This window comes from Pseudomonas citronellolis, assembly GCF_029335315.1.
Lineage (GTDB): Bacteria > Pseudomonadota > Gammaproteobacteria > Pseudomonadales > Pseudomonadaceae > Pseudomonas > Pseudomonas citronellolis_A.
The window spans coordinates 1-19,022 of sequence record NZ_JARJLT010000202.1; the positions used below are offsets into that span (position 1 = coordinate 1).

Below are 19,022 nucleotides of genomic sequence, written 5' to 3' on the forward strand. Positions count from 1 at the left end.
CTGCGAGGATAAGCAGCGCGCGGCCACGGCCAGCCCGCGCTCCGTCACAGAAAGCGATACGCGCGCGGACGAGTTTTCCGTTCTGTCGAGTGATCGACCTTTTCCACCCGCGCAAAGCAAGACGCCGGCACTGGGCCGGCGTCTTCGGGGGTGTCGCTATCAGCGCTCCAGCAGGATGCGCAGCATGCGCCGCAGCGGCTCGGCCGCGCCCCACAGCAGTTGGTCGCCGACGGTGAAGGCGCCGAGGTACTGCGAGCCCATGTTGAGCTTGCGCAGGCGGCCGACCGGGACGCTCAGGGTGCCGGTGACGGCGGCCGGGGTCAGTTCGCGCATGCTGATCTCGCGCTGGTTGGGGATCAGCTTGACCCAGGGGTTGTGCTGGCTGATCAGGCCCTCGATGTCGGCCATCGGCACGTCCTTGTTCAGCTTGATGGTCAGCGCCTGGCTGTGGCAGCGCATGGCGCCGATGCGCACGCAGATGCCGTCCACCGGGATCGGGCTCTTGAAGCGACCGAGGATCTTGTTGGTCTCGGCCTGGCCCTTCCACTCTTCGCGGCTCTGGCCGTTGGGCAGTTCCTTGTCGATCCACGGGATCAGGCTGCCGGCCAGCGGCGCGCCGAAGTTCTCGGTGGGGAAGCCTTCGCTGCGGATGCTCTCGGCGACCTTGCGGTCGATGTCGAGGATGGCGCTGGACGGGTTGGCCAGGTCATCGGCGACCGACGCGTGGATCGTGCCCATCTGCTTGATCAGCTCGCGCATGTTCTGCGCGCCGGCGCCGGAGGCGGCCTGGTAGGTCATGGCGCTCATCCACTCGACCAGGCCGGCTTCGAACAGGCCGCCGAGGGCCATCAGCATCAGGCTGACGGTGCAGTTGCCGCCGATGTAGTTCTTGGTGCCGGCGTCCAGCGACTGGTCGATGACGCGACGGTTCACCGGGTCGAGGACGATCACCGCGTCGTCCTGCATGCGCAGGCTGGAGGCGGCGTCGATCCAGTAGCCCTGCCAGCCGGCTTCGCGCAGCTTGGGGAAGACTTCACTGGTGTAGTCGCCGCCCTGGCAGGTCAGGATGACGTCGAGGGTCTTGAGTTCCTCGATGCTGTAGGCGTCCTTGAGGGTAGCGATGTCCTTGCCGATCAACGGGCCTTCGCCACCGACGTTGGAAGTGGTGAAGAAAACCGGCTCGATCAGGTCGAAGTCCCGCTCCTCCAGCATGCGCTGCATGAGCACCGAACCTACCATGCCACGCCAACCGATCAGACCTACACGCTTCATCGCTACTACACCTTCGAATAAGTAGTGGACCGCCGCCCCCGCCCGTGTTTTCGGGTGCCCGGGGGCGGGCGAACCGGAGAGATTACAGATTCCGCAGCGCGGCGACTACCGCATCGCCCATTTCGCGGGTTCCGACTTTCTTGCAGCCTTCGGACCAGATGTCACCGGTGCGCAGGCCCTGGTCGAGGACCTGGCTCACGGCCTTCTCGATGGCGTCCGCGGCAGCGCCCTGGTTGAAGCTGTAACGCAGCATCATCGACACCGAGAGGATGGTCGCCAGCGGGTTGGCGATGCCTTTGCCTGCAATGTCCGGCGCCGAGCCGTGGCACGGCTCGTACATGCCCTTGTTGTTCGCGTCCAGCGAGGCGGAGGGCAGCATGCCGATGGAACCGGTGAGCATGGAAGCTTCATCCGACAGGATGTCGCCGAACATGTTGTCGGTGACCATCACGTCGAACTGCTTGGGCGCGCGCACCAGCTGCATGGCGGCGTTGTCGACGTACATGTGGCTCAGCTCGACATCCGCGTAGTCCTTCGCCACGTCTTCGACGATCTCGCGCCACAGCTGGCTGGAAGCCAGGACGTTGGCCTTGTCCACCGAGCACAGCTTCTTGCCGCGCACGCGGGCCATGTCGAAGCCGACGCGGGCGATGCGACGGATTTCGCTCTCGCTGTACGGCAGGGTGTCGTAGGACTGGCGCTCGCCGTTCTCCAGCTCGCGGGTGCCGCGCGGGGCGCCGAAGTAGATGCCGCCGGTCAGCTCGCGGACGATGAGGATGTCCAGGCCGGCGACGATTTCCGGCTTCAGGCTGGAAGCGTCGGCCAGTTGCGGGTAGAGGATCGCCGGGCGCAGGTTGGCGAACAGGCCCAGTTGCGAGCGGATCTTCAGCAGGCCGCGCTCGGGGCGGATGTCGCGCTCGATCTTGTCCCACTTCGGCCCGCCCACGGCGCCCAGCAGCACGGCGTCGGCCGCGCGCGCGCGCTCCAGGGTCTCGTCGGCCAGCGGCACGCCGTGCTTGTCGATGGCGGCGCCGCCGATGACGTCCTCGGTCAGTTCGAAGCCCAGCTGGAACTTGTCGTTGGCCAGTTCCAGGACCTTGACCGCCTCGGCCATGATTTCCGGGCCGATACCGTCACCGGGGAGAACCAGAATCTGCTTGCTCATCTTTCCTATGCCCCTTGGCAAATAACGTAACGCTCCGGGCGGCTCGCGCCACCCGGAGCGGTCAGAAGGTTGTTCAACGCTCGGCCCAGAGCACCAGTACGTCAGTGCTGAAGGAGCCCTCGGCGTCGATCTCGAAATATTCGCGCACCTCGTCACCCACGGAAAGCTGCAGGGCGCGAATGGCCTGGCGCATCACGTCCGGCGTGCGCATGCGCTCGACCCAGGAGGTGAACTCCAGGCGCAGGCGCTGGCGGCTGCAACCGGTGACCGCAAGCCCCGCCTCGCCGACCAGGCGCGCCCACTCGGACGGCGAGTAGTCGCGCACATGGCTGGTGTCGCGCAGCAGCTCGACCGCCTGCAGGTGGGTGTCGAGCAGCGGCAGCCCGGGGGCCGCCACGTCGATGAAGCAGGCCACGCCGCCAGGTGTCAGCACCCGGCGCACTTCGCGCAGGGCCTGGCCTACGTCGCGCCAGTGGTGCGCCGAGTAGCGGCTGAAGACGAAGTCGAACTCGCCGTCCTCGAACGGCAGGCGCTCGGCCACGCCCTGGCGCGTACGGATATTGCCCAGGCCGCGTTCGGCGGCGGCCGAGGCCACCACGTCGAGCATCTGCTGGGACAGGTCGTAGGCCACCACCTCGCCGGCCAGCGGCGCGACCTGGAAGCTCACGTGCCCCGCCCCGCAACCCAGGTCCAGCACGCGGGCGCCGCTGCTCGCCGACAGTCGCTCGCGCAGCAGGGCGAATTCCTCGCCCTGGGCGTGTACGGCGCTGGTCAGGTAGGCGTTGGCCTGGGCGCCGAACTGGCGCTCGACCACGGCTTCGTGGCGACTCTGGGTCATGATTCTCTCCGTTCGCGGGGTGCTGCGACGCCCTCAGGCGTCGCGGAACAACCAGGGTTGGCGCTGTTTGTAGCCGGCTTCGAAGTCACGGATGGCATCCGCGGCCTGCAGGGTCAGGCCGATATCGTCCAGGCCGTTGAGCAGGCAGTGCTTGCGGAAGGCGTCCACCTCGAAGTGGTACTGCTTGCCGTCCGGGCGGGTCACGGTCTGCGCGGCGAGGTCGACGGTCAGCTGGTAACCCTCGGTGGCTTCGCACTGCTGGAACAGCTCGTCGACTTCTTCGTCCTTCAGGATGATCGGCAGCAGGCCGTTCTTGAAGCTGTTGTTGAAGAAGATGTCGGCGAAGCTCGGCGCGATCACGGTGCGGAAACCGTACTCGTCCAGGGCCCAGGGCGCGTGCTCGCGGGAGGAGCCGCAACCGAAGTTCTCGCGGGCCAGGAGCACGCTGGCGCCCTGGAAGCGCGGGAAGTTGAGGACGAAGTCCTTGTTCACCGGGCGCTTGGAGTTGTCCTGGTTCGGCTGGCCGACATCCAGGTAACGCCACTCGTCGAACAGGTTCGGGCCGAAGCCGGTGCGCTTGATCGACTTGAGGAATTGCTTGGGAATGATCTGGTCGGTGTCGACGTTGGCGCGGTCGAGCGGCGCGACGAGACCGGTGTGCTGGGTAAAGGCTTTCATCTCGGTTTTCCTCAGGCCTGCATCAATTCACGAACGTCGATGAAGCGACCGGTCACCGCGGCGGCGGCGGCCATCGCCGGGCTGACCAGGTGGGTACGCCCACCGGCGCCCTGGCGGCCTTCGAAGTTGCGGTTGGAGGTCGACGCGCAATGCTCGCCGCTCTCCAGGCGATCCGGGTTCATCGCCAGGCACATGGAGCAGCCCGGTTCACGCCACTCGAAGCCGGCCTCGAGGAAGATCTTGTCCAGGCCTTCCTGTTCGGCCTGCGCTTTCACCAGGCCCGAGCCGGGGACGACCAGCGCCTGCTTGACGGTGGCGGCGACCTTGCGGCCCTTGGCCACGGCGGCGGCGGCGCGCAGGTCTTCGATCCGCGAGTTGGTGCAGGAGCCGATGAACACGCGGTCCAGCTGGATGTCGGTGATCGCCTGGTTGGCGTTCAGGCCCATGTACTTGAGAGCGCGGACGATGGAGTCGCGCTTGACCGGATCGGCCTCGACGGCCGGGTCCGGCACGTTCTGGTCGACGGCCAGGACCATCTCCGGGGAGGTGCCCCAGCTGACCTGCGGCTTGATGTCCTCAGCACGCAGCTCGACGATGGTGTCGAAGTGCGCGTCGGCGTCGGACACCAGGTCGCTCCAGGCTTCCACGGCCTTGTCCCAGTCGCTGCCCTGGGGTGCGAACGGGCGGCCCTTGACGTAGGCGACGGTCTTCTCGTCGCAGGCCACCATGCCAACGCGCGCACCGGCTTCGATGGACATGTTGCAGATGGTCATGCGGCCTTCCATGGACAGGTCGCGGATGGCGCTGCCGGCGAACTCCAGCGCGTGGCCGTTGCCGCCGGCGGTGCCGATCTTGCCGATCACCGCGAGGACGATGTCCTTGGCGGTCACGCCGAAGGGCAATTGGCCCTCCACGCGCACCTGCATGTTCTTCATCTTCTTGGCCACCAGGCACTGGGTGGCGAGCACGTGCTCGACCTCGGAGGTGCCGATGCCGTGGGCCAGCGCACCGAAGGCGCCGTGGGTGGAGGTGTGCGAGTCGCCGCAGACCACGGTCATGCCCGGCAGGGTCGCGCCCTGCTCCGGGCCGACCACGTGGACGATGCCCTGGCGCACGTCGTTCATCTTGAATTCGAGGATGCCGAAGTCGTCGCAGTTCTCGTCCAGGGTCATGACCTGGATGCGCGAGACCTCGTCGGCAATCGCCTGCAGGCCGCCCTGGCGCTCGGCGCGGGTGGTCGGCACGTTGTGGTCCGGGGTGGCGATGTTGGCGTCGATGCGCCACGGCTTGCGGCCGGCCAGGCGCAGCCCTTCGAAGGCCTGGGGCGAGGTCACTTCGTGGAGGATGTGGCGGTCGATGTAGATCAGCGAGGAGCCGTCGTCGCGGCGCTTCACTTCGTGCATTTCCCAGAGTTTGTCGTAGAGCGTCTTGCCGGCCATCAGAGAATCCTCATCAGCGTCTTTCTATGCCCCTTGGGCTTGTGGGGATGATGCTATGGGCTGGCCACGAATAACTCAAATTCATATTTTTTATTCAAAGGATTCCCAGGAGGAATGCGAGTGCGTTATAAATTTCCGCGCCGCCCTCGCCCGCCTCCCGGAGCCAGCCCCCGATGGACCTGACCAGCCTCAATACCTTCCTCGCCATCGCCGAGTCCGGCAGCTTCTCCGAAGCCGGGGAACGCCTGCACCTGACTCAGCCAGCGGTGAGTAAGCGCATCGCCGCCCTGGAAAGCCAGCTCGGTGTGCGCCTGTTCGACCGGGTCGGCCGCGAGGTGAGCCTGACCGAAGCCGGCCGCGCGCTACTGCCGCGCGCCTACCAGATCCTCAACGTGCTCGACGACACGCGGCGCGCGCTGACCAATCTCAGCGGCGAGATCAGCGGCCGCCTGGTGCTCGCCACCAGCCACCACATCGGCCTGCACCGCCTGCCGCCGCTGCTGCGCGCCTTCACCAAGGCGCACCCGCAGGTGGCCCTGGACATTCAGTTCTGCGACTCGGAGGTGGCCTATGAGGAAATCCTCCATGGCCGCGCCGAGCTGGCGGTGATCACCCTGGCCCCGGAAACCGCCGAGCCGGTCCGCGCCGTGCCGGTGTGGGACGACCCGCTGGACTTCGTCGCCGCTCCCGAGCACCCGCTGGCCATGCAGGGCACGGTGTTCCTCGCCGACGTGGCGCGGCACCCGGCCGTATTCCCCGGCGGCAACACCTTCACCCACCACATCGTGCGGCGTATGTTCGAGGCCGAAGGCCTGACACCGAACATCGGCATGAGCACCAACTACATGGAGACGATCAAGATGATGGTTTCCATCGGCCTGGCCTGGAGCGTGCTGCCGCGCACCATGCTCGACGAAACCGTGGCGCGCCTGCCGCTGCAGGACATCCAGCTGAGCCGCCAGCTGGGCTACATCCTGCACACCGAGCGCACCCTGTCGAACGCCGCGCGGGCGTTCATGGCGCTGCTCGACGCCCAGGCCGTATCGCCCATGGCCTGCCTGGTCTGACCCGAAGCACAGCGTTTCTCCCGTAGGAGCGGGCCACGCCCGCGATTCGCACGCATGGCGAGCTCCTACGCAAGAGGCATCGCCCCCCTCTGTCGGTTGGCAGGCCCTAGCGCTCGGACATCACCACCATCACCTGCGCCTCGTCGGCCTCGCCGTCGTTCAGGTACAGGTGGCCGACGCTGCTGTCGAAGTAGGCTGTCTCGCGCGGGCCGATACTCACCGACTCGCCGTTCTCGAACTGGATGCGCACGCGCCCGGACATGACCAGGGCGAACTCCTGGCCGGGGTGGCGCACGAAGTCGTCGAACTCGCCGACGTCGCGGGCGAAGATGCGCGCGTAGAGCGGAGTCATGGCGCGCTGCGGGAAGTCGCCGGCGATCGGGTAGTACTCGTAGCCGCCGGTGTCGTAGCCGGCCACTTCGTCGACCAGGGTCTTCACCACCACCGCCTGCGCCGGATGCACGGCGCGCGGTTGCAACGGACGGAACAGCTGGGCGATGTCCACCTGCAGCGCGCGGGCGGCGGCGGCCAGCTTGTCGTAGCTCACCGCGACCTGCGCCAGCTCCATCTTCGACAGCGTCGAAACCGCCACGCCGGAACGCTCGGAAAGCTGCTTCAGGGTCAGTTTCTGCTGCTTGCGCACGGCCCGCAGGCGCGCGCCGACCTCATGCCGGTCCAGTGACGAAGTAGCGCCCTCGACGGGCAAGGGCTGGGTATCGCTGGCGCTCATGGGAGGTCTCGAAAGTGGATGGGCGGAGTTTACCGGGCCTTGCGTTGGGCGCAAAAATTCTCATATCTTAGATTTCTCACATACGAGAAATATCCTGAGGCGCCACCGTGAGCCCCACCCCACCCTACGATTTCGTCATTATCGGCGCCGGTATCGCCGGCGCGTCGCTGGCCTACCGGCTGAGCGAAAGCCATCGCGTGCTGGTCCTGGAACGCGAGGAGCAACCCGGCTACCACTCCACCGGGCGCTCCGCCGCGATGTTCATGGAGGCCTACGGCACCCCGCAGATCCAGGCGCTGACCCGCGCCAGCCGGGCCTTCTACGAAGCGCCGCCGGCCGGCTTCAGCGACCACCCGATCCTCACCCCGCGCGGCTGCCTGTACGTCGGCGGCCCCGAGCATGGCGCGCTGCTGCGCGACGCCGCCAACACCCCGGGCGTGCATCCCATCAGCGTGGCGCAAGCCCTGGAGCGCCTGCCCTGCCTGCGCGCGGACGCCATCATCGGCGCGCTCTACGAGCCCGACGCCCGCGACCTCGACGTGCACGCCCTGCACCAGGGCTACCTGCGCGGCCTGCGCCAGCGCGACGGCGAGCTGCGTTGCGGCCTGGAGCTGCTCTCGGCGAACTTCGCCGACGGCGCCTGGAGCCTCGAACTGAGCAACGGTGAGCGCCTGGGCACGGCGCAACTGGTGAACGCCGCCGGCGCCTGGGCCGACCATGTCGCCGGCCGTTGCGGCGTCCGCCCGGTGGGCCTGCAGCCCAAGCGTCGCACCGCCTTCACCTTCGCCGCGCCGGAAGGCGTGGATTGCAGCGCCTGGCCGGCGGTGATCGGCATCGACGAGAGTTTCTACTTCAAGCCCGACGCCGGCCAACTGCTCGGCTCGCCGGCCAACGCCGACCCGGTGGAGGCGCAGGACGTGCAGCCCGAAGAGCTGGACATCGCCCTGGGCGTGCACCACATCGAAGAACACACCACGCTGAATATCCGCCGCCCCGGCCACAGCTGGGCGGGCCTGCGCTCGTTCGTCGCCGACGGCGACCTGGTGGTCGGCCGCGACCCGGAGCGCCCGGCGTTCTTCTGGCTGGCCGCCCAGGGTGGTTACGGCATCCAGTCGGCCGATGGCGTCTCGCGCCTGGCCCAGGCGCTGCTGCTGGACCAGCCGCTGCCCGAACCCCTGCGCCAGGAAGGCGTCGATCCCCAGCGCCTGAGTCCGGCGCGCTTCCGTTGATCCACCCCCTGGAGACCAGACCATGAGCGACATCCAGCGTTACCCCAGCAGCCTGCCCTTCCCCTTCTCCCGCGCGGTCAAGGCCGGCGGTTTCCTGTTCCTCTCCGGGCAGATCCCGATGAGCGCCGACGGCCAGGTGGTCAAGGGCGACATCCAGGCCCAGACCGAGGCGGTGATGGAGCGCATCGGCGAAAGCCTGGAGGCCTGCGGCGCCCACTTCGGCCAGGTGATCAAGGCCACCGTGTGGCTGACCGACATGGCCCACTTCGCCGGCTTCAACGAGGTCTACAAGCGCTACTTCGAACAGGGCCTGCCGGTGCGTTCCTGCGTCACCGCCGGCCTGGCGCTGGGCGTGGACGTCGAGGTCGAAGTCCAGGCCTACGTCGGCGCAGCCTGATCCCGCACGCCCGCGGCGCCGGCGAGGGGCCGGTGGCGCGGGCTTCCCAACGAAAAGAACAACAGGGATTCACTTCATGAAGACCAGTCTCAAGCTCGGCGGCGCGTTCATCGGCCTGGTGGTGGGCGTCGGCTTCGCCTCCGGCCAGGAAATCCTCCAGTTCTTCGGCGGCTTCGGCGTCATGGGCCTGATCGGCGCCCTGGTCGCCCTGGCAATGTTCGCCTTCCTGGTGATGAACCTCTACCAGATCGGCAGCCGCCTGCAGACCCAGTCGCACAAGGAGGCCATGGAGTACATCTGCGGCCGCCACCTGGGCCGGGTCGTCGACCTGATGCTCACCTTCTTCCTGTTCGGCACCGTGGTGGTGATGCTCGCCGGCGCCAGCTCGTCGTTCGAGCAGCAGCTGGGCATCGGCCACTCCATCGGCGGCGTGGTCCTCGGCGTGCTGACGGTCATCACCGTGTGCCTGGGGCTGAAGCGGGTGATCACCCTGATGAGCCTGATCACCCCGGTGCTGATGCTGATCGTGGCGATCATCGCCGTCTACGCGCTGACCCACATCGAGAAGCCGCTGGCGGAGCTGGAGCAGATCGCCCTGGCCATGCCGCACCCGGCGCCCAACTGGCTGCTCAGCGCCTTCCTCTACGTGTCCTACAACATCGCCGCCACCGCGGCGGTGCTGGTGGTGATGGGTGGCAGCGTGGCGAACCTGCGCCAGGCCGGCCTCGGCGGCCTGCTCGGCGGCGCCGGCGTGGGCTTGCTGATCCTGGTCATGGCGCTGGTGATGCTGCTGCAGATCGACGTCATCGGCGGCAGCGCCATCCCCACCCTGCTGCTGAGCAACAACATCGCGCCCTGGTTCGGCGACGTGATGCTGGCCCTGCTGCTGGTCAAGCTGTACTGCACCACCACCGGCCTGACCTACGCCCTGGTGGCGCGCTGCGCGGCCTACGGCCTGCCGTTCCGCCTGTGCACCGTGGCCGCGGTGATCCTGGCCTTCGTCGGCAGCCAGTTCGGCTTCGTCAAGCTGGTCGGCATGGTCTACCCGGCCATGGGCTACCTGGGCTTCGTGCTGATGCTGGCCATCGTCGTCACCTGGTGGCGCGATCGCGGCGCTCCGTTGAGCGAGGCACAGCGCGGCTGAGTTTCCCCCGCGCAACGAAAAACGCCCGCCTTGTTCAAGGCGGGCGTTTCTCATTCAGCGTCGGACGGGGCTGTTCAGCCCTCGATGGCCGGACGCTGGCCGTTGATGGCGATCCGCTTGGGCTTGGCCTCCTCCGGAACGATGCGCACCAGTTCGATACTCAGCAGGCCGTTCTTCAGCGCAGCGCCCTGGACCTCGATATGGTCGGCGAGGCGGAACGAAAGCTTGAAGGCGCGCTGGGCGATGCCCTGGTGCAGGAAGGTGACCCCTTCGTTGGCTTTCTCGCGTTTGCCGCCGGTCACGGTCAGCACGCCACGCTCCACTTGCAGTTCCAGGTCCTCTTCCTGCAAGCCGGCGGCGGCGACCACGATGCGGTACTGGTCTTCACCATGCTTCTCGACGTTGTAGGGCGGGTAGGAACTGCCGCTTTCGCTGCGCAGGGCCGACTCGAACAGATCGTTGAAACGATCGAAACCGACGGACTGGCGGAACAGCGGGGCGAGAGAAAGTACGTTGCTCATGCGAATCTCCTGAATAATTCAGCAAGGTTTTTTGTGGAGCCTGTCTGCAGGACTCCGGGAGCGGGACCCGATTTCGGCCTCCCGCACGAATACAGATAGGGGCGCATCGAAGCCTTTCAAGTCCGCTCGTCGAAGGAATGCCCATGAGCAAAGTCATGCTGATCACCGGCGCCAGCCGTGGCATAGGCGCCGCCACCGCACTGCTGGCCGCCGAACGCGGCTACACCGTCGCCCTCAACTACCGGCGCCAGCGCCAGGCGGCCGAGGCACTGGTGCGGCGCATCCGCGCCGCCGGCGGACAGGCCGAGGCCTTCGCCGCCGACGTCGCCGAGGAGGCCGAGGTGGTGCGGCTGTTCCAGGCCGTCGAGCGGACCTTCGGCCACCTCGACGTGCTGGTGAACAACGCCGGCGTGCTGGAGCGCCAGATGCGCCTGGAGGACATGGACGCCGCGCGCCTGCAGCGGGTCTTCGCGGTGAACGTGACGGGCAGCTTCCTCTGCGCCCGCGAGGCGGTGCGGCGCATGGCCCGCGCCCACGGCGGCAGCGGTGGGAGCATCGTCAATGTGTCGTCGATGGCCTCGCGCCTGGGCTCGCCCAACGAGTACATCGACTACGCCGCGGCCAAGGGCGCCATCGACAGCATGACCATCGGCCTGGCCAGGGAGGTCGCGGCCGAAGGTATTCGGGTCAACGCGGTGCGGCCGGGGTTGATCGATACCGAAATCCACGCCAGCGGCGGCGAGCCGGGGCGCGTGGAACGGCTGAAGAGCGCCATCCCGCTCGGCCGTGGCGGTCAGGCGGAAGAAGTGGCGCGGGCGATCCTGTTCCTCGCCGGCGACGAATCGAGCTACAGCACCGGGACTTTCGTCGACGTCAGCGGCGGCCGCTAGCGTGGGGAAGCGCCCTGCTCACGGCGAACTGTAGGAGCGAGCTTGCTCGCGAATGAGCCCCGCAGCGGAGCCTGTTCGCGAGCAAGCTCGCTCCTACGAAAGGCACTTCGGCGCAACCGGCGCCCCTCCTACGCGGCCTCTTCGACCTCGACCTGCAACAGCCGGTCGATCAGCTCGCAATCGCTCTCGCGGCGAATCTGCGCGAACAGCTCCACCGCCTCGGGATAGCTGCGGGTGAGCATGCCCAGCCACTGCTTCAGGCGCCCCGGCGCGTAACGCGGCGCCAGCTTGCGCCGCGCCTGCCGCCAGAAGTCTTCGAGCAGCACGCGCAGCTCTTCCCAGGCCATCGGCTGCACGTCGCGGCCGTCGCGCCAGGCGGCGATCTGCCGGGCCAGGTCGGGGCGCGAGACCAGCCCGCGACCGAGCATGATGTCGTCGACGCCGCTGATGGAACGGCAACGCAGGTAATCCTCGAGCGTCCAGACCTCGCCGTTGGCGAACACCGGCACCTTCACCGCGTCCGCCACCCTGGCCACCCACTCCCAGTGCGCCGGCGGCTTGTAGCCATCGGTCTTGGTCCGCGCGTGCACCACCACGTGGGCCGAGCCGCCGTCGGCCAGGGCGCGGGCGCAATCCAGCGCGCCATCCGGGGTCTCGTAGCCCAGGCGCATCTTCGAGGTCACCGGGATGTGCGCCGGCACCGCGCGACGCACGGCTTCGACGATGGAGAACAGCAGCTCCGGCTCCTTGAGCAGGACCGCGCCGCCGCGCGACTTGTTCACCGTCTTCGCCGGGCAGCCGAAGTTCAGGTCGATCACCGGCGCGCCCAACTCACAGGCGTGGGCGGCGTTTTCCGCCAGGCACTGCGGGTCGGAGCCGAGGAACTGCACGCGCATCGGCGTGCCGGCGCGGGTGCGGCTGCCGTGCAGCAGCTCCGGCGCCAGCTTCTCGTAGGTGGCGAGCGGATGCACACGGTCGGTGACGCGGATGAACTCGGTGACGCACCAGTCGATGCCGCCGACCCGGGTCAGCACATCGCGGAGGATTTCGTCGACCAGCCCCTCCATCGGGGCCAGGGCAATTTGCACGGCGGGGAACCTTTGATTTCGCAGGCGGCGGATTCTAGTGGCTGGCGCCGCCCGCGCAAAGTGCCGTCAGGCCGGCGCGGCGCCGAGCAGCGCGCGGCCGTAGCCTTCGATGAACTCCGCCGGCATGCGCTTGGGCCTGCCGCTGGAGAGCTCGATGCAGACGAAGGTGGTGCGGGCGCGCAGCAGGGTCACGCCATCGGCCGGGCGCACCAGCTGGAAACAGCGGTCCATGCGCAGCTTCTGGTCGGATTCGACGATCCAGGTGCCCATCTGCAGCTCCTCGCCCTCGTAGGCGGCGGCGAGGTAGTCGATTTCATGGCGCACCACGGCCATGGCGCGATCGAGCCGGCGATACTCGGCCAGGTCCAGGCCGAGGCGCTGCGAATGACGCCAGGCGCAGCGCTCCAGCCAGCTGACGTAGACGGCGTTGTTGGCGTGGCCGAGGCCGTCGATGTCCTCGGCGCCCACGCGGATGTCGATGACGAAGGGTTCGGGCAGGTCCCAGGCCATGCGCTTGCTCCAGTCCGGGGCCGGGTCGGGTGACCCGGCCGCATGATCGAAGCCGGCAGTCTACAGGGCCCGGACGCGTCCCGCTGCCCCGCCGTGCTCAGGAGGCCAGGGCGAGAGGTAGCAGGTAACGTTCTTCCTGGCCTTCCAGCAGTGCCAGCACGGCGTCGCTCAGCCGCTGGTCGGCCAGCACGCGCTGGTGACCGCCATCGTCCAGGCGCAGCAGGCGGCTGCGCGGCCAGACCGCGTGGATGTCCAGCGCATCCGCGACGGGTACCTGCGGGTCGTCCTCCGCGTGCACCACCAGGCCGGGCATGTCCAGGTCGTAGCGACTGACATCCAGCTGCGCCGCCGGCATCCCGGTGCTCGCCTCGACCTGGCGGATGAAGCGGTAGCGCGCCTCGGCCGGCAGCCCCATGAAAGCGGCGAAGCGGCGCAGCACGGAGATCACCCGGCTCGGCGCGGCGATGGTGACCAGCGCCTCGGTGCGCAGGCCCATCTGCGTCGCCAGCAGCGCGCTGGCGCCGCCCATGGAATGGCCGATCACCGCGCGCAGCGGCGGCAGCTCGCTGGCGGCCTCCAGCAGCGCGCGGGCGAACAGCAGCGGATGCGCTTCGCGCCCCGGCGAGCGGCCGTGGGCCGGGCCGTCCAGCGCCACCACGGCGTAGCCCGCGCCGACCAGCTCGCGGATCAGGTGGGCGAACTGCGTCGGCCGCCCTTCCCAACCGTGCATCAGCAGCACCGCCGGGCCTTCACCCCAGCGCAGCGCGGAAAGCCCGAAGCGCAGGGTGACGCGCTCGGAACTGGCCAGCAGTGGCAGCTCCCAGTCGCGCGGCTGCAGCGCGCGCGGGGTCATGAAGATGTCGCGCATGCGCCGCGCCGCCCATTCCGGCGCCACACGGCCGAGGCTCGCGTTGATGCCACGTATCCAGGTCAAGCTGCTCATTGCCAGTCCCTCCTTCGAGGATCAATCCACCGCTTTCTTGGCGGCACGCAAAACGCGGTCGGACAAATCGCACGAGCCCAGGGCTCGCGACAGCGCCAGTCCGCCCACCATCAGGGCGATATCGGCGAGCACGGTGTCGGCGTCCTCGGGACGCTCGGCCAGCTCGGCGACCATGAGTTCGATGTGTTCGGCGAGGGTTTGCCGGAAACCCTCCGGGAGCTGCTCCAGGCCGCCCAGGGAGCTGGGGATGGGGCAACCCGGCTCCTCGCTGTCGCGGTGCTTGCGCGACAGGTAGAAGGCCGCGGCCAGCTGACGGCGCTCGCTGAACGGCATGTCCGGATCGAAGTGCTTGAGCTTTTCCCGGCGCGTCGCCAGCAGTTGGCGGAAGGCCTCCAGCATCAGCGCGTCCTTGCTCTCGAAGTGCGCGTAGAAGCCGCCGACGGTCAGCCCGGCGGCGCCCATCACTTCGGCCACGCTGGGCTCCAGCGGGCCACGACGGACCAGCGCGTCGGCGGCCGCGCAAAGAATGCGTTCGCGGGTCTGGGCTTTCTTCTCGCCTACTGCCCTGTCGCTGCTGGCGGTCTTGCGGCTCATGGCGCTCTCCAAAAATATTATGAGTAGAATATTATTCTCATAATAAAAATCGGCAAGCGTTGAGCGCGACCGCTGGTCGGGAAACGAAATTTTCGGGAGGGAAAAACAAAAGGGCCACTCGAAAATTGAGTGGCCCTATAGGCCCCGCAGAGCGGGAAAATTGGCGTCCCCTAGGGGACTCGAACCCCTGTTACCGCCGTGAAAGGGCGGTGTCCTAGGCCACTAGACGAAGGGGACTTAACCTTCGAAGAAATCCGCGATTCGCGAATTCTGGCAATTTGGTGGAGCTAGACGGGATCGAACCGTCGACCTCTTGCATGCCATGCAAGCGCTCTCCCAGCTGAGCTATAGCCCCAGATGACTCTGGCGGACGACGCGAGCGCATCGTCGCTGGAAAAAGTGGCGTCCCCTAGGGGACTCGAACCCCTGTTACCGCCGTGAAAGGGCGGTGTCCTAGGCCACTAGACGAAGGGGACGCAATCCTTCGATTTTCGGCACCGTCAGCGAGTGACGCTGCCTACTGGTAATTTGGTGGAGCTAGACGGGATCGAACCGTCGACCTCTTGCATGCCATGCAAGCGCTCTCCCAGCTGAGCTATAGCCCCAAAGTACCGCTACATCTACCGTTCCCGCTTCGCTCTGTCGTTCAGTTCGTCGCTGGAACGGGGCGCATCTTAGGGGTGGGGCGTAACCCTGTCAACAAGAATTTTCGACTTTTTTAATTTTTTTCTCCCAAAGAACAATCACTTAGCAGAGCGGGCCATTATCCCCTGCCCTGCGTCGCAGGCTTCGGGCCCCGCGCGCAGCGGTTCCAGCGCGGATTATGGACATGAAAAAGGCCGGGCGCTCGAAGGCAGCCGGCCTTTTGTCAGAAGGCGTCCGTCAGCCGGCGATGGCGTCGCGGATCTTCTCCCACTCCTTGGCTTCCTTCTTCGACGCCCCGCCCAGCAGCTCCAGGGCCTGGCGCAGGCGATAGCGCGAGAGGTCGGCACCGAGGATTTCCATGGCGTCGAGCACCGATACCGAACTGGCCTGGCCGGTGATGGCCGGGAACATCAGCGGCATGACGTCACGCAGCTTCAGCTCCAGGTGTTCGGCCACGGCCTGGATGGTCGCGGTGATGCGATCCTTCTCCCACTGGCGCAGCGCTTCCAGCTTCCACAGCACCAGCTGCAGAACCTGGCGCACCTGGGTGGCGTCGAGCTTCTTGTGCTCGAACAGCTTGGCGTCCAGCTGCACGCCGCCGCTGAAGAAGAACCCGGCGAGCGGCGCGATCTGGCTGAAGTTCTCCACCCGGCCCTGGACGTGCGGCGCGATCTGCATCAGGTACTCGGGGTTGAGCGCCCACTTCTGCACTTCGCGGGCGAACTCCTCGACCGACTGCTCGCGAATCCACTGGCCGTTCAGCCAGGACAGCTTCTCCATGTCGAAGATCGGCCCGCCAAGGGACACGCGCGACAGGTCGAAGTGCTCGATCATCTCCGCCAGGCTGAACTTCTCGCGCTCGTCGGGCATCGACCAGCCCATGCGGCCCAGGTAGTTCAGCAGCGCCTGGGGCAGGAAGCCCATGCGCTCGTAGAAGGTGATGGAGGTGGGGTTCTTGCGCTTGGACAGCTTGCTCTTGTCCGGGTTGCGCAGCAGCGGCATGTAGCAGAGCACCGGCTGCTCCCAGCCGAAGTACTCGTACAGCTTGATCAGCTTGGGCGCCGAGGGCAGCCACTCTTCGCCGCGCAGCACATGGGTGATGCCCATCAGGTGGTCGTCGACGACGTTGGCCAGGAAGTAGGTGGGCAGGCCGTCGGCCTTCATCAGCACCTGCATGTCCATGCGGTCCCACGGGATCTCGACGTCGCCGCGGAGCATGTCCGGCACCACGCAGACACCCTCGGTCGGCACCTTCATGCGCACCACGTGGGATTCGCCGGCGGCGATGCGACGCTGCGACTCTTCCTTCGGCAGGTGCATGCAGTGGCCGTCGTAGCGCGGGGTTTCCTTGCGCGCCTGCTGCTCGGCGCGAATGGCGTCCAGGCGCTCGGCGGAACAGAAGCAGGGGAAGGCGTGGCCCTTTTCCACCAGCTCGTCGCTGTACCGCTTGTAGATCGCGCTGCGCTCGCTCTGCCGGTACGGGCCGTGCGGGCCGCCGACGTCCGGGCCCTCGTCCCACTCGATGCCCAGCCAGCGCAGGGCGTCGAAGATCTGCTGTTCCGACTCGCGGGTGGAACGCACCTGGTCGGTGTCCTCGATGCGCAGGATGAACTTGCCGCCGTGCTGGCGAGCGAAGCACAGGTTGAACAGCGCGATGTAGGCGGTGCCGACGTGCGGGTCGCCGGTGGGAGACGGCGCGATACGGGTGCGGACAGTGGTCATGGAGGCTCTCGTGAAAAGCGGGTTGGAACGGCGCGGCGCGTGGCCGGCGCTCATGGTAGCGATGTTAACAGGCGCGCCGCCCCCGGCTCCAGCCGATGGGCTTCGTCGATGGGCAGGCGGTGGATCAGGTAGTCGAGGAAGGTCTTCACCTTCATTGCCTGGAAACGCCGCGACGGGTACACCGCGTAGAGCTCGCCGATAGGCAACTGGACCTGCGGCAGCAGGCGCTCCAGGCGCCCGCCCTGCAGCGCCGCGTCGACGATCAGCTCCGGCAGCGAGGCGATGCCGACCCCGGCCAGCACCGCCTCGCGGGCGAAGGAAACGTTGTTGCAGGACAGCGCGCGCTGGCACGGCACGCTTTCGTGCAGCAGCGGCCAGTAGCGTTGCGAGTCCTGCGACATCAGCACCGCGCGATGCCTGGCCAGGTCCTCGACGCGCTCGGGCCGGCCGTGCCGTTCGAGGTAGGCGGGGCTGGCGCACAGGCAGCGGCTGGTGACCAGCAGGCGGCGGGCGATCAGCGTCGAATCCTCCGGCTGGCCGACGGTGATGGCGATGTCCACGCCCTCCTCCAGCGGGTCGACGTTGCGCGAGCTGAGCTCGACTTCGGCGGTGATCTGTGGATAAAGGCGCATGAAGTCGCCGAGCACCTCGCCCAGGTACATCTGGCCGAACTCGATGGGCGCGGTGATCCGCAGCAGCCCGGTGGGCGCCTGCTGCAGCTGCATCACCGCCTGCTCGGCCTCGGCGAAGTCGAGCATGATCTGCCGGCAGCGGTCGTAATAGGCCTGGCCCACTTCGGTCAGGCGCAGCTTGCGGGTGGTGCGGTTGAGCAGGCGCACGCCGAGGCGCTCTTCGAGCAGGGCCAGGCGCCGGCTCACGGTCGACTTCTGCATGCCCAGACTGTGCGCGGCCTGGGTGAAACTGTGGAACTCCACCACGCGGGTGAAGATCAGCGCATCATCCAGCCCCATTATTGTTCCCTATACACAACAAAGTTTCCGAATTGTAGCGACTGCGCCCCGACCGGGAACACTGGTAAATTGGTGAACATTTTGGCCAACCAAACGCTCGTTTTCCCATGCCCGCACAATTACAACGCCGCCTGAGCATCTTCCTCGTCCTCCTCACCCTGGTCGGCCTCGCCTTCCTCGGCCGCTGGTACTTCATCGGCCGTTTCCAGGAGACCACCGACAACGCCTACGTCCAGGGCGAGATCACGCGCATCGCCAGCCAACTGGGCGCGCGCATCGACCAGGTGCTGGTCACCGACAACCAGCACGTGGAAAAAGGCCAGTTGCTGGTCAAGCTGGAGGACGCCGATTTCCGCCTGGCGCTGGACCGCGCCAAGGCCAGCCTGGCCACTCACGAAGCCGAACTGGTGCAGGCACGCAGCAAGCTCAAGGGCCAGGGCAGCATGATCGCCGCCAGCGAGGCCGACCTGAACGCCAGCCAGGCTACCTTCGGCCGCACCCAGATAGACCTGAACCGCGCGCAGACCCTGCGCAAGCCCGGCTACGTCTCCGAGGAGCGCGTCACCACCCTGACCGCCGACTCCCACGTGGCCCGCTCCCAGGTGGCCAAGGCCCAGGCCGACCTGCAGGCCCAGCACATCCAGGTCGACGCCCTGAACGCCGACATCAAGCGCCTGCAGGCACAGATCGACGCCTCCCGCGCGGAGATCGCCCAGGCAGAGATCAACCTGGCGCGCACCGAGATCCATGCCCCGGTGAGTGGCCTGGTCGGCCAGCGCAACGCCCGCGTCGGCCAGTACGTGCAGGTCGGCAGCCAGCTGCTGTCGCTGGTGCCCGACGACGGCATCTGGGTGCAGGCCAACTTCAAGGAAACCCAGGTCGGCAAGATGCGCCCGGGGCAGAAGGCCCGGCTGATCCTCGACAGCTTCCCCGACCAGCCCATCGAGGGCTGCGTGGACAGCCTGTTCGCCGCCTCCGGCGCGCAGTTCAGCCTGCTGCCGCCGGACAACGCCACCGGCAACTTCACCAAGGTGGTGCAGCGCATTCCGGTCAAGATCACCTTCGCCGCCGACAGCCCGCTCAAGGGCCTGGTGCGCCCGGGCATGTCGGTCGAGGCCGAGGTGCAGATCGGTGAGCGCTGATCCCCTCGTCCGACCGGTCGGGGAACCCAGCCGGCGC

At 67.3% G+C, this 19,022-nt stretch carries 19 protein-coding genes and 4 tRNA genes; 6 read left to right on the top strand and 17 right to left on the bottom strand.

All coding sequences use genetic code 11. From position 1 onward, the window contains the following. Window positions 1–159: 159 nt before the first annotated feature. From asd to leuC, 5 genes are all read right to left on the bottom strand, one after another. Window positions 160–1,272 (bottom strand): aspartate-semialdehyde dehydrogenase, encoded by a 1,113-nt coding sequence (gene asd / locus P3W75_RS15935; RefSeq protein ID WP_276228279.1) that lies wholly within the window; start codon window positions 1,270–1,272, stop codon window positions 160–162. A gap of 82 nt (window positions 1,273–1,354) precedes the next feature. Then, window positions 1,355–2,437, bottom strand: coding sequence for a 3-isopropylmalate dehydrogenase (gene leuB, locus P3W75_RS15940; protein WP_276228280.1), 1,083 nt, complete (start codon window positions 2,435–2,437; stop codon window positions 1,355–1,357). 73 nt (window positions 2,438–2,510) lie between these two features. Further along, a complete protein-coding gene (locus P3W75_RS15945) occupies window positions 2,511–3,275 on the bottom strand; it encodes a class I SAM-dependent methyltransferase (RefSeq protein ID WP_276228281.1) in 765 nt (254 codons plus the stop codon). A gap of 33 nt (window positions 3,276–3,308) precedes the next feature. Then, window positions 3,309–3,953: a 3-isopropylmalate dehydratase small subunit gene (leuD, locus tag P3W75_RS15950; protein ID WP_276228282.1), complete on the bottom strand. Its 645-nt coding sequence runs from the start codon at window positions 3,951–3,953 to the stop codon at window positions 3,309–3,311. Window positions 3,954–3,964: 11 nt separating this feature from the next. Next, entirely contained in the window at window positions 3,965–5,392 is a 1,428-nt protein-coding gene (gene leuC, locus P3W75_RS15955; protein ID WP_276228283.1) for a 3-isopropylmalate dehydratase large subunit, read from the bottom strand. A gap of 173 nt (window positions 5,393–5,565) precedes the next feature. Between leuC and P3W75_RS15960 the strand changes: the two genes are divergently transcribed. Continuing rightward, window positions 5,566–6,459, top strand: a complete 894-nt coding sequence (locus tag P3W75_RS15960) for a LysR family transcriptional regulator (RefSeq protein WP_276228284.1) — start codon at window positions 5,566–5,568, stop codon at window positions 6,457–6,459. A 106-nt stretch (window positions 6,460–6,565) separates the two neighbouring features. Here the strand turns inward: P3W75_RS15960 and P3W75_RS15965 are convergent, their stop codons facing one another. Continuing rightward, window positions 6,566–7,189: a helix-turn-helix domain-containing protein gene (locus P3W75_RS15965; protein WP_276228285.1), complete on the bottom strand. Its 624-nt coding sequence runs from the start codon at window positions 7,187–7,189 to the stop codon at window positions 6,566–6,568. Window positions 7,190–7,296: 107 nt separating this feature from the next. Here P3W75_RS15965 and P3W75_RS15970 point away from each other — a divergent pair, with 107 nt between their 5' ends. The 3 genes from P3W75_RS15970 (at window position 7,297) to P3W75_RS15980 (ending at window position 9,959) form a co-directional block, all read left to right on the top strand. Continuing rightward, complete coding sequence (locus P3W75_RS15970) at window positions 7,297–8,418, top strand: NAD(P)/FAD-dependent oxidoreductase (RefSeq protein ID WP_276228286.1); 1,122 nt, start codon at window positions 7,297–7,299, stop codon at window positions 8,416–8,418. Between the two features lie 22 nt (window positions 8,419–8,440). Next, entirely contained in the window at window positions 8,441–8,815 is a 375-nt protein-coding gene (locus P3W75_RS15975; RefSeq protein WP_276228287.1) for a RidA family protein, read from the top strand. A gap of 76 nt (window positions 8,816–8,891) precedes the next feature. Then, on the top strand, window positions 8,892–9,959 hold the full coding sequence (locus P3W75_RS15980) for a YkvI family membrane protein (protein ID WP_276228288.1): 1,068 nt from the start codon (window positions 8,892–8,894) through the stop codon (window positions 9,957–9,959). Window positions 9,960–10,033: 74 nt separating this feature from the next. Here the strand turns inward: P3W75_RS15980 and P3W75_RS15985 are convergent, their stop codons facing one another. After that, the gene (locus P3W75_RS15985; RefSeq protein WP_276228289.1) at window positions 10,034–10,480 is read right to left on the bottom strand and encodes an Hsp20 family protein; all 447 of its coding nucleotides are present in this window, start codon (window positions 10,478–10,480) and stop codon (window positions 10,034–10,036) included. Between the two features lie 143 nt (window positions 10,481–10,623). On the opposite strand from P3W75_RS15985, the gene P3W75_RS15990 reads away from it, so the two are divergent. Beyond that, window positions 10,624–11,370, top strand: a complete 747-nt coding sequence (locus tag P3W75_RS15990; protein ID WP_276228290.1) for an SDR family oxidoreductase — start codon at window positions 10,624–10,626, stop codon at window positions 11,368–11,370. 128 nt (window positions 11,371–11,498) lie between these two features. On the opposite strand, the gene P3W75_RS15995 is transcribed toward P3W75_RS15990, so the two are convergent. The 10 genes from P3W75_RS15995 to P3W75_RS16040 all read right to left on the bottom strand — a co-directional run bounded on the left by P3W75_RS15995 (window position 11,499) and on the right by P3W75_RS16040 (window position 17,843). After that, window positions 11,499–12,458: a tRNA dihydrouridine synthase gene (locus P3W75_RS15995; protein ID WP_276228291.1), complete on the bottom strand. Its 960-nt coding sequence runs from the start codon at window positions 12,456–12,458 to the stop codon at window positions 11,499–11,501. Window positions 12,459–12,524: 66 nt separating this feature from the next. Further along, window positions 12,525–12,968 carry an acyl-CoA thioesterase gene (locus P3W75_RS16000; RefSeq protein ID WP_276228292.1) on the bottom strand — a complete coding sequence of 148 codons (444 nt, stop codon included), beginning with the start codon at window positions 12,966–12,968 and terminating at the stop codon, window positions 12,525–12,527. 97 nt (window positions 12,969–13,065) lie between these two features. Further along, window positions 13,066–13,911 (bottom strand): alpha/beta fold hydrolase, encoded by an 846-nt coding sequence (locus P3W75_RS16005; protein WP_276228293.1) that lies wholly within the window; start codon window positions 13,909–13,911, stop codon window positions 13,066–13,068. 21 nt (window positions 13,912–13,932) lie between these two features. Beyond that, window positions 13,933–14,505, bottom strand: a complete 573-nt coding sequence (locus P3W75_RS16010) for a TetR/AcrR family transcriptional regulator (protein WP_276228294.1) — start codon at window positions 14,503–14,505, stop codon at window positions 13,933–13,935. Window positions 14,506–14,666: 161 nt separating this feature from the next. Continuing rightward, a tRNA-Glu gene (locus P3W75_RS16015) sits at window positions 14,667–14,742 on the bottom strand. 42 nt (window positions 14,743–14,784) lie between these two features. Further along, window positions 14,785–14,860 (bottom strand) — tRNA-Ala (locus P3W75_RS16020). Between the two features lie 45 nt (window positions 14,861–14,905). After that, window positions 14,906–14,981, bottom strand: a tRNA-Glu gene (locus P3W75_RS16025). A gap of 53 nt (window positions 14,982–15,034) precedes the next feature. Continuing rightward, window positions 15,035–15,110, bottom strand: a tRNA-Ala gene (locus tag P3W75_RS16030). A 277-nt stretch (window positions 15,111–15,387) separates the two neighbouring features. Next, a complete protein-coding gene (gene gltX / locus P3W75_RS16035; RefSeq protein ID WP_276228295.1) occupies window positions 15,388–16,872 on the bottom strand; it encodes a glutamate--tRNA ligase in 1,485 nt (494 codons plus the stop codon). Window positions 16,873–16,922: 50 nt separating this feature from the next. Further along, complete coding sequence (locus tag P3W75_RS16040; RefSeq protein ID WP_276228296.1) at window positions 16,923–17,843, bottom strand: LysR family transcriptional regulator; 921 nt, start codon at window positions 17,841–17,843, stop codon at window positions 16,923–16,925. Between the two features lie 107 nt (window positions 17,844–17,950). Between P3W75_RS16040 and P3W75_RS16045 the strand changes: the two genes are divergently transcribed. Beyond that, the gene (locus tag P3W75_RS16045) at window positions 17,951–18,985 is read left to right on the top strand and encodes an HlyD family secretion protein (protein ID WP_276228297.1); all 1,035 of its coding nucleotides are present in this window, start codon (window positions 17,951–17,953) and stop codon (window positions 18,983–18,985) included. Window positions 18,986–19,022 lie beyond the last annotated feature (37 nt).

What these genes read in the sequence shown, in the direction of transcription:
- asd (WP_276228279.1), bottom strand. Translation starts at nt 1,272, where the DNA reads ATGAAGCGTGTAGGTCTGATCGGTTGGCGTGGCATGGTAGGTTCGGTG.
- leuB (WP_276228280.1), bottom strand. Translation starts at nt 2,437, where the DNA reads ATGAGCAAGCAGATTCTGGTTCTCCCCGGTGACGGTATCGGCCCGGAA.
- P3W75_RS15945 (WP_276228281.1), bottom strand. Translation starts at nt 3,275, where the DNA reads ATGACCCAGAGTCGCCACGAAGCCGTGGTCGAGCGCCAGTTCGGCGCC.
- leuD (WP_276228282.1), bottom strand. Translation starts at nt 3,953, where the DNA reads ATGAAAGCCTTTACCCAGCACACCGGTCTCGTCGCGCCGCTCGACCGC.
- leuC (WP_276228283.1), bottom strand. Translation starts at nt 5,392, where the DNA reads ATGGCCGGCAAGACGCTCTACGACAAACTCTGGGAAATGCACGAAGTG.
- P3W75_RS15960 (WP_276228284.1), top strand. Translation starts at nt 5,566, where the DNA reads ATGGACCTGACCAGCCTCAATACCTTCCTCGCCATCGCCGAGTCCGGC.
- P3W75_RS15965 (WP_276228285.1), bottom strand. Translation starts at nt 7,189, where the DNA reads ATGAGCGCCAGCGATACCCAGCCCTTGCCCGTCGAGGGCGCTACTTCG.
- P3W75_RS15975 (WP_276228287.1), top strand. Translation starts at nt 8,441, where the DNA reads ATGAGCGACATCCAGCGTTACCCCAGCAGCCTGCCCTTCCCCTTCTCC.
- P3W75_RS15980 (WP_276228288.1), top strand. Translation starts at nt 8,892, where the DNA reads ATGAAGACCAGTCTCAAGCTCGGCGGCGCGTTCATCGGCCTGGTGGTG.
- P3W75_RS15985 (WP_276228289.1), bottom strand. Translation starts at nt 10,480, where the DNA reads ATGAGCAACGTACTTTCTCTCGCCCCGCTGTTCCGCCAGTCCGTCGGT.
- P3W75_RS15990 (WP_276228290.1), top strand. Translation starts at nt 10,624, where the DNA reads ATGAGCAAAGTCATGCTGATCACCGGCGCCAGCCGTGGCATAGGCGCC.
- P3W75_RS16000 (WP_276228292.1), bottom strand. Translation starts at nt 12,968, where the DNA reads ATGGCCTGGGACCTGCCCGAACCCTTCGTCATCGACATCCGCGTGGGC.
- P3W75_RS16005 (WP_276228293.1), bottom strand. Translation starts at nt 13,911, where the DNA reads ATGAGCAGCTTGACCTGGATACGTGGCATCAACGCGAGCCTCGGCCGT.
- P3W75_RS16010 (WP_276228294.1), bottom strand. Translation starts at nt 14,505, where the DNA reads ATGAGCCGCAAGACCGCCAGCAGCGACAGGGCAGTAGGCGAGAAGAAA.
- gltX (WP_276228295.1), bottom strand. Translation starts at nt 16,872, where the DNA reads ATGACCACTGTCCGCACCCGTATCGCGCCGTCTCCCACCGGCGACCCG.
- P3W75_RS16040 (WP_276228296.1), bottom strand. Translation starts at nt 17,843, where the DNA reads ATGGGGCTGGATGATGCGCTGATCTTCACCCGCGTGGTGGAGTTCCAC.
- P3W75_RS16045 (WP_276228297.1), top strand. Translation starts at nt 17,951, where the DNA reads ATGCCCGCACAATTACAACGCCGCCTGAGCATCTTCCTCGTCCTCCTC.